15 protein-coding genes and 1 pseudogene are annotated in these 7,357 nt (G+C 41.9%); 2 read left to right on the top strand and 14 right to left on the bottom strand.

The features are described from left to right. Positions 1–629: 629 nt before the first annotated feature. The 5 genes from RM049_RS38900 to RM049_RS38880 form a co-directional block, all read right to left on the bottom strand. On the bottom strand, positions 630–1,697 hold the full coding sequence (locus RM049_RS38900) for a hypothetical protein (protein WP_322708063.1): 1,068 nt from the start codon (positions 1,695–1,697) through the stop codon (positions 630–632). 4 nt (positions 1,698–1,701) lie between these two features. Continuing rightward, on the bottom strand, positions 1,702–1,989 hold the full coding sequence (locus RM049_RS38895; protein WP_322707286.1) for a hypothetical protein: 288 nt from the start codon (positions 1,987–1,989) through the stop codon (positions 1,702–1,704). A gap of 3 nt (positions 1,990–1,992) precedes the next feature. After that, on the bottom strand, positions 1,993–2,433 hold the full coding sequence (locus RM049_RS38890) for a hypothetical protein (protein ID WP_322708062.1): 441 nt from the start codon (positions 2,431–2,433) through the stop codon (positions 1,993–1,995). A 16-nt stretch (positions 2,434–2,449) separates the two neighbouring features. Further along, a complete protein-coding gene (locus RM049_RS38885) occupies positions 2,450–2,770 on the bottom strand; it encodes a hypothetical protein (protein ID WP_322708060.1) in 321 nt (106 codons plus the stop codon). A gap of 65 nt (positions 2,771–2,835) precedes the next feature. Then, a complete protein-coding gene (locus RM049_RS38880) occupies positions 2,836–3,348 on the bottom strand; it encodes a hypothetical protein (RefSeq protein ID WP_322708059.1) in 513 nt (170 codons plus the stop codon). Positions 3,349–3,617: 269 nt separating this feature from the next. On the opposite strand from RM049_RS38880, the gene RM049_RS38875 reads away from it, so the two are divergent. Then, entirely contained in the window at positions 3,618–3,833 is a 216-nt protein-coding gene (locus tag RM049_RS38875; protein WP_012413179.1) for a hypothetical protein, read from the top strand. A gap of 24 nt (positions 3,834–3,857) precedes the next feature. Continuing rightward, positions 3,858–4,061 carry a hypothetical protein gene (locus tag RM049_RS38870; protein ID WP_322708058.1) on the top strand — a complete coding sequence of 68 codons (204 nt, stop codon included), beginning with the start codon at positions 3,858–3,860 and terminating at the stop codon, positions 4,059–4,061. A 10-nt stretch (positions 4,062–4,071) separates the two neighbouring features. Here RM049_RS38870 and RM049_RS38865 read toward each other — a convergent pair whose 3' ends face one another. The 9 genes and pseudogenes from RM049_RS38865 to RM049_RS38825 all read right to left on the bottom strand — a co-directional run. Continuing rightward, complete coding sequence (locus RM049_RS38865; protein WP_322708057.1) at positions 4,072–4,428, bottom strand: hypothetical protein; 357 nt, start codon at positions 4,426–4,428, stop codon at positions 4,072–4,074. A 33-nt stretch (positions 4,429–4,461) separates the two neighbouring features. Continuing rightward, a complete protein-coding gene (locus RM049_RS38860) occupies positions 4,462–4,674 on the bottom strand; it encodes a hypothetical protein (RefSeq protein WP_322708056.1) in 213 nt (70 codons plus the stop codon). A gap of 9 nt (positions 4,675–4,683) precedes the next feature. Then, positions 4,684–4,896, bottom strand: a complete 213-nt coding sequence (locus RM049_RS38855; protein WP_322708055.1) for a hypothetical protein — start codon at positions 4,894–4,896, stop codon at positions 4,684–4,686. Between the two features lie 14 nt (positions 4,897–4,910). Next, positions 4,911–5,255 (bottom strand): hypothetical protein, encoded by a 345-nt coding sequence (locus RM049_RS38850; RefSeq protein ID WP_322708054.1) that lies wholly within the window; start codon positions 5,253–5,255, stop codon positions 4,911–4,913. 15 nt (positions 5,256–5,270) lie between these two features. After that, on the bottom strand, positions 5,271–5,486 hold the full coding sequence (locus RM049_RS38845; protein ID WP_322708053.1) for a hypothetical protein: 216 nt from the start codon (positions 5,484–5,486) through the stop codon (positions 5,271–5,273). Then, entirely contained in the window at positions 5,483–5,680 is a 198-nt protein-coding gene (locus tag RM049_RS38840) for a hypothetical protein (protein ID WP_322708052.1), read from the bottom strand. Before RM049_RS38840 ends, RM049_RS38845 begins: the two co-directional genes overlap by 4 nt. 113 nt (positions 5,681–5,793) lie before the next feature. Then, positions 5,794–6,063, bottom strand: coding sequence for a hypothetical protein (locus RM049_RS38835; RefSeq protein ID WP_322708051.1), 270 nt, complete (start codon positions 6,061–6,063; stop codon positions 5,794–5,796). Between the two features lie 71 nt (positions 6,064–6,134). Next, positions 6,135–6,695 (bottom strand): WGR domain-containing protein, encoded by a 561-nt coding sequence (locus RM049_RS38830; RefSeq protein ID WP_322708050.1) that lies wholly within the window; start codon positions 6,693–6,695, stop codon positions 6,135–6,137. A gap of 261 nt (positions 6,696–6,956) precedes the next feature. Beyond that, positions 6,957–7,357 (bottom strand): annotated as a pseudogene (locus RM049_RS38825) (ATPase); the annotation flags it as partial.

Genomic DNA, 7,357 nt, shown 5'->3' with positions numbered 1-7,357 from the left:
TGATACTCCACTCCAAGCGTCCCCTTTGTCAATACCCTACCACCTGAATCCTTACCCCCGTGCTTTAGACTTATTCATCACTACTTACAACTCTATCTTTTCTTACATCGTGAGTCTGTCAGCATATCCTAAGAATTACTTTAGGCATTCGCTTCTGACTCAATCTTGCTCTATTAGGATATGCGGCTAACTACCTACTTTAGAATCGACCATCTAGAGAATCCTATTAGAGTTACTTCGTTCCTGGCAATCATTGATTGAACTTTTAGGGTGATACTCTCCACCGGGGATTAATGGAGGAATCTTCTGAGAATGGGTAGTCTCAGACATCCTATCCCTTTGCCTTTTGGCTATGGCGTTTCAGCATATTTCGCCATTTACATATTGACGATGGTTTAACATATCTTCCTTGCGTACCCATAAGTTCTTGCCTACTATTACACCAAATTATGCTTTCAGTGTTTTCGCTTTCGACCCCGCTTTAACTATTAGTTTGTTAATCCTAATAACTAGGGGTAGGGCTGTTACTCGGATTCCACGAGAGCTAGGCTTGCACTAGCATGATTACCAAGTTATCAAGGTTATTTACCTTGTGGCTAATCCCCTTTATCTTTTAACAGATAAAGTTTCTAGCCAACGAATCGCACCCCCATAAATAAACCATGACCTTTTAACCCAGCAGTGAATTTGATGACATAGTTCCAAAAACCCTGCAAGTCTTTGGCGGTATCAGCATCAACCATTCCTGGAAGTCCCTTGCCACCACCAAATACAGAGTCCACCTCATCTTGAGCAAGAAATAATTCGGGAACACCGTGACATTCACCACCAACAATTGATACTCTTGCTTTCTGTTTGTCAATTTGGTCTGTGGCAAAGATGAGCCAATTTCTTAATTCTTTCATGCCGTCAAACTTACGGCTGAACTTGCACAACCATCTGGTGACATCATCCTTTGGATCGCTGCCAATCACAATTGCTGGTGTTTGAGATTTTGCACCGATTTTGTTAATAATCACTCCAGCCAGCGTAGACTTCCCAGATTGTGTTCCACCAGATAGGTAAAAATGGTGATTACTGCGAAGAGTCATATTTTGATTAGATGCAGCATCACATAGTTCATCAATCCAAGCACCATCAATTCTGATGTACTCAGGATAATTAGCAGCGATCGCTTGCAGAATTTTCATCGCACCCGGATTAATCACGGACTGCACCGACTCTTCATCAATGTCAGCAATATCGGGATTGGGAATACCAGTCGGTGAAGGTTGTTGTTGTGCTGGTGGTTCAGGAAGAGTAACCAACCCCTGCAACTGATATTCAGCAATCCACCGGGGGCGCTCACTAACGGGCAGGCGATTCACGTAATCAGCAACTCGGCGTTTGGCAGCGATCGCAGTCGTAACATAATCATAAACAGCCTCACCTTGTAAATGCTGTTTAAGTGATTTCAGGTCAGCTTCTAGCAAAGACTGGTAAACTTTTTCCTTACTTTCGCTGATTTGGGCGGATACCCCAAATAAGCCAGCACTCACTGTTCCCGCACCAAGTAGCATCCCGGTTGTTATTCGGTCAGTATTTAAGAAAAAAGGAGCAGACAGACATAATACAGCACTCGCTCCTAAAGAACATAAAATACTCCGTTCTGCATGAATAACGCTACTGGCAGTTAGACGTTGTAATTCAAATGGCATAAACTTATCTCACCCCCAAAGCAACACCAGCTGCAACTAAAGTCAAGAAGATAAACAGAAATATTACTCCAGGCATTAAGCCAATAGTGAAAGTTTTGCGGTTGAAGCCGAATCCTTTAATGACTAAACCGCCAAAGTTGAATAACCCCAGAACTATGCAGCAGATAGAGATTATGCCAATAAACCAAAGAATGTATCGACTAACGGGGCTGGCAACGGATAAATAACCCATAAACATAGAAAAGCCAACCCCAGACACTGCATATCCTATATGAGAGAGCTTGATTTGCATAACCTAAAATCTGAATGAATCTCCCACCTCATCAAATGCTTTCTCATATCCCCCCAACTGGCGTTGTTGTTCAAGAGAACCAAAGGCATGACGGATCACCGCCTCCCCATGTAACGCCCTGGTTCGCTGCAAATCCTCCTCAACCTTCATGGCTTCACTCGAATATGCCAATTGGTTTTTATACATCTCTGCCAAGGATTGCAACTGCTTGAGCCTGTGCCTGGAGAACTTTGTATGCAGCCACTTCTGTGCTTTTAACGTGCCAGCCACTTCTGCTTCATCCAGAACCTGCTTTGCTGTAGTGTAAGCTGGCAATGTGTAGCGTGAGCGGATTGATGAAGGTAAATTACCCTCAATTTGGGTAGCATCCCCAACTCTTAAATCCGTTGATACTACTCCATCACCTTTACCGCCAAATAAACCAGGAAGCCATTTTGCTAACATTCTTTTCTCCCCCCTACTACTTAAAATTGGTATAACTCTCTTGCACTTGTTGAACTTGTGAGCCGATATATCGGGTTATGCCATATATGCCCATGAATGAAAACATCAATACTGTTATTGCTGCGATCGCAGTTTGAGCCATCATTCCCCGTTGCATCAATTCCTCAATCTGTCTATTGGAATGCGATCGCACTCTCGACTCATCAATAATTTGCTGGACTACCAGGAATTCTTCTGTTGTCAGGTTTTCTAGTGTTAAGCCGGACAGACTCAACTCTCCGTCCTTCTTCAGGTGAATATTTAATTGTTTGTGACGAGTCTGCTCTTGTTGCTCCATATATTGCCACGCCCAAAACGAGGGTTAATAGCAGCAGATTCAGTACTGCTGCTACCAAGATAAATTTATTCGGTCGCATCTGCATTGCTAGCAGAGAGATAGAGCGATGTAATCTCCTGACCGAACCGAAAAAAGGCTTCTGGTTCTCCCTGGAATTCTTTGGCGAACTGTGCTACTTCCGCTAAATACTCGTTAGACACATTAGCTAAAGTCTCGATTGTTTCAACTGCCTCCTTTTGGGCAAACTCGCGTGTTCCTTGGGTAATTGCAGAATTAAAAGATTGTATCTCTGCTAACGACTGCTTGGCCTGATTGGCAAGTGAAGTTTTATAATCACTCATGCTCTGTTGAGCTTTATTGGTTTTGGCAGTACGTTTGGTAGTTTTGGCTGTTTTACCATTGCTAGAAACAATTAAATTACTAGCTTTTTTGAGTGCCACAAGTTCGTCAGAGATGGCAATAATTTCTGCCTCAGTAATCGCATCGGGATCTATGCTTTTCTTTTGCAAGTACAAGCGTAGTTCTTCAGAACTCATTTCGATTCCATTAGCAATGAGAAGTTCTTGTAAATCGTTCATAAAGTGGCTCCGATTGATTTAGGTTGACGAAATTTGAATTTAGTTTGAGAAGCAATTTTTTTGACCCATTGCTGAATTTCAGATTCGGTGTAAATCTTATCTACAGAAAATGGCACTCCAATTTCTTGACCCCATCTGTAAATTGTCGGTTTGGATGGTCGCGGTTCTAGCCTTTAACCCTATAGATAAAGTATTATTCTGAAAAAAATCTCGGCAAAAACATAGAACTATAGGGGTAAAGTTAGGTAAGCGTTATTGTCGAGGAGAAAATGCCTAAGAAAACTACACCAAAAATGGTTCAGACTGGAGTTTCTATTCCAGAACCGTTGTATGAAGCCGCAAAGCGAGTTCAAGCAATGGAGGGCTGGAATGAGTCAGAAATGCATCGCGTCTTTTGGGAAAAAGGATTTGCGCTTCACCTTCAAGGAACTCTTGCCCGTTACCAGTTGGGTTTGATTCCTGAAGCACAAAATACAGCTGAATAAGTTGACGGGATTTAGTCTAAAGGGGTGCAATGCAATACCCCTTTTTTTTATGCCTTCGCTAAAAAGCAAGCAGACCATGAGACTCTGCTCGACCTCAAACACGGTATCATCAAGGCTTTGGGACACGCGGATGATTTCGATGAGGCTCAAAACCCTAGTAATGCCGTGAAAATAACTGTCTCATGGTCTGCTCAATCTCTTGCCCTGACTGATTCCGCGCCTCTATGAGAAAGAAAAATCATTTTTTTGAATTTTGCAAAAAACCCCGGTTTTTGGCTCTTTTATCTAAAGCGGGTTTTTCTATTTGTTCTGTGGTCATTTTTGAAGCCTGACTTTGTTTAACCAACACTGAACGCAGGTACTGCCGACAGCCTGTCTCTCCCCGATAAATCAGAATCCGCAGCGCCTGTACTTCCTGGATCGGAGAAATACAAATCTCAGCGATCGCTGGAATCAAATTCTGTTGCTTCTGCACGTAATCTTGATGCTGCTGCTCTAACTCTTGAATCTTGCAGTTTAGCTGTTGTATCTGCCGTAATGCTTGCGTCAAGGACGATTCTTTGTTTCGAGAGCGATTCTCTAGAGTTAACGTCATTTTCTTACCCTTCTAAATTTAGATTCTTTGTGTTTACTGTTGAGTCATCTGCTTCATATCATCGATTGCATCCAAGACTTCCCCCAAAATATTGAAAGCATCATTTAAAACCACGTCATTCAATGTAGAAAAGTATTCGGAGGATTCGATATTGCGATAATCTTGACTACTGCTAATAAGCCGCAGTATATATTGACACCCTTGCAATATGGCTTGAATTTCTGAAGTAGTTAGCTTAATTTCCATTGGTGTGTTCTAACTTTGAAAAACTGAATCGATTTCGCCGTTATCAATAGCATTTTTGGCATGGCGAACAGCTTGCGTATGATTGTCAAAAGTTTGAGTTGAAGGTGATGCCCAAGTTGTTTTTAACAGACCTGTTTTTGCCACATGAACATCCACAGCGCCATCTGATAACTCGGCAGTCTCAATTTTGTAGCCGCCATGTTTGGTTTTGTACTCTTTCATTACCGTTAACTAACCTAAAATTTATCTCGTTGAATACTAAAACTTGCTCCGACTAAAGAACTGCCTAAGAAGGCGGAAAAACTGACCAACATTGCACCCAGGCAGATATTTTTCTGTTGCTCCCAACCAGAGATGATTATGTTGGGATTAGCATTTGTCTCGATTACTTCTAGCCCCCAACAAGCCATTGCCCCAACTCCAGAAAATCCAGTAATTAGCAGAGAGACAATTGCAGTTGTTTCTATGGTGCGATCTATGAATACTTTGGAGTTGAATCGTTTTCTTGGACGATGATTTTTAACTAATCGGACTTTTGGCTCTTGCATACTTGAACGAGCAATTTGTTTGTGATTAGCCATCGGTTTCACTTATTCTCATGAATTACTAGGAAAAATATGATCCTCTACAGATAACTTGAACTGTTTTATTCCTCCGCTATAGTGGATTTTGATGCCGGAAATTATTTCTTGTTCTGTGAGTTCTCCAACTTCTTCGGGGCAGGATAAATCGCGCCAAGGCAAACACTCTTTTATCCACTCTTTAGCCCACAAAAATTCGTTAGCAGTTAGCTGCTCGACTTGTATTTTCATTTCACTTCGTCCAACTCCACAAAAAATCCTGCACCTGTATTCGTAATCTTTACCTTTCTTTGATTGACCAAGGTTTGAATCACACTAAGACTAAAATTGATGGTGCATAATCGAGCGCTGCCACCGCGACAGCGAAGGTACTGAAGGCATAACTGGGAATGGTCTTTTGGGACTGGGTTAGTTTTTTTAGGCATGATATCTTTCCTGTTGTGATTTGTAGGAAACAAAGCGATGGCAGAAAAAAATAGCCAAGCAGTATTAATGCTTGACTAAAGTGTTTTTGAATTTAAAAGGTGAATTTCAGTTATTAGAAACTATCCAGTTCGTCAAATTGGTTTGTTGCAGAGTGCTTGTACATTTTGGCTTTATTCATTTGATGGGTGGAAGCTTTAATTACTGGGATTGCAGCTGACTTAACAGAATCTTTTGCTTGTTGAAATAGAAATTGTGTCGTCCCTTGTGCATCTTCTTCTGCTGGGTCAATTTGTCCCCATAAGGAGCAACTTAACTCTAAAGATTCATAGTCACCTAAATTGAACTTACGTGTGTAAGTTACAGCAATAGTCTTGATTTCCATAATTTACTCAAACAATATTCCAAAATGAAGTGTAGCTATTTGGCATCTCTTACAAAGTGACACTTCTCAAATTACAAATGTCGCCAGAAGTTCTTGCTGATAGTCTTGAGACTGACAACCTTGGGTTCTGCTGCTGCTTCAGGGGCATGACCAACAGCCACCGCAGCAACTTGTGGTGCAGGAGTCGCTAACAGAGAATTGAGTAACTCTCGCTGATAGTCAATATCTTCTACTGTGCGATAAACTCTGTGGTAGTCAATTTGCATCCCTAAAGGTGTTGGAACAATTTTCAGATATTCATTAAGAGCAGATATGTAGGTATCACCAAAATTCTGGAGAGCAACAGCCGGACGGATAATATTCAACAATTGAATAGCTCGTCTAATGTCTGCAACACTGCGGCTAGCATCAATCTCTGGCTGGCTTTCGCTGTAACCTTTGGATTTCTTTTCTGCTACCAGATTATGAAATTTAGCAATGGCTCTTTGATGATTGGCTAATGTGTGGATTTTCGTTTGCGCTTGATAACCGACTCTGCCCCACTGTACTGTTAAGTTACTATCTTCGACAATAGCCGCCCAGAACTTATTGCTGTTCTTGATAGCATCAACAAAGACTAAATAGATTTCCATCTTTCTTACCCTGTCAATTTCCTAACTTCAGGGCATTGCCCCAACAAATCAATTCGCAATTCGCAGTTCGCAATTCGCAATTGTTAACTAGTGCTAATTTAATTCTCTACCGCTTAATTTTCATTGATTTCTCAGCAATGAGAAGTAAGAAACCATTTAATTTGTTGAATTACTCAATTAGAGTAACCTGTATTTCAACTGCGAATTGCGAATTGCGAATTGCTCTCGCCCCCATAGAATAAGGAGACAATCGCTTTCTCATCAGTTCATGTTTCTGTATTTGGCAGTTCTGAGAGACTGAGTTTTCGCTGCAACCACAGGACTACTAGCCCGTCGTGCGGTAGCCGCCCAAGCCTGCATCCGCTCCACTGCGGCAGCATCAGTAATTGCAAGTGGGGTAATGGTTTGGCGGCAATTCTCCAAATCATTAAGCGTCACCTGCTGCGGTCTACCCTCATCGAATGCCAGCAGAGCAGCTTCCGAAGCAAGGGTTTCCAGTTCTGCGCCTGAAAACTTTGCAGTATTGGCTGCAACTGCTTCGAGATACTCCGATTCCAGGTGAATGCCAAAACGTTGCAGATGAATCGCCAGAATCTGTACACGCTCCGGTTCTGTGGGAAGATCAACAAAGAAAGCCTCATCAAACCTACCTTTGCGCTTAA

This window comes from Nostoc sp. DedQUE04 (assembly GCF_034530995.1).
GTDB lineage: Bacteria > Cyanobacteriota > Cyanobacteriia > Cyanobacteriales > Nostocaceae > Nostoc.
The sequence above is the reverse complement of the archived record's forward strand: the minus strand, read 5'-3'. Positions and strand labels throughout refer to the sequence as shown.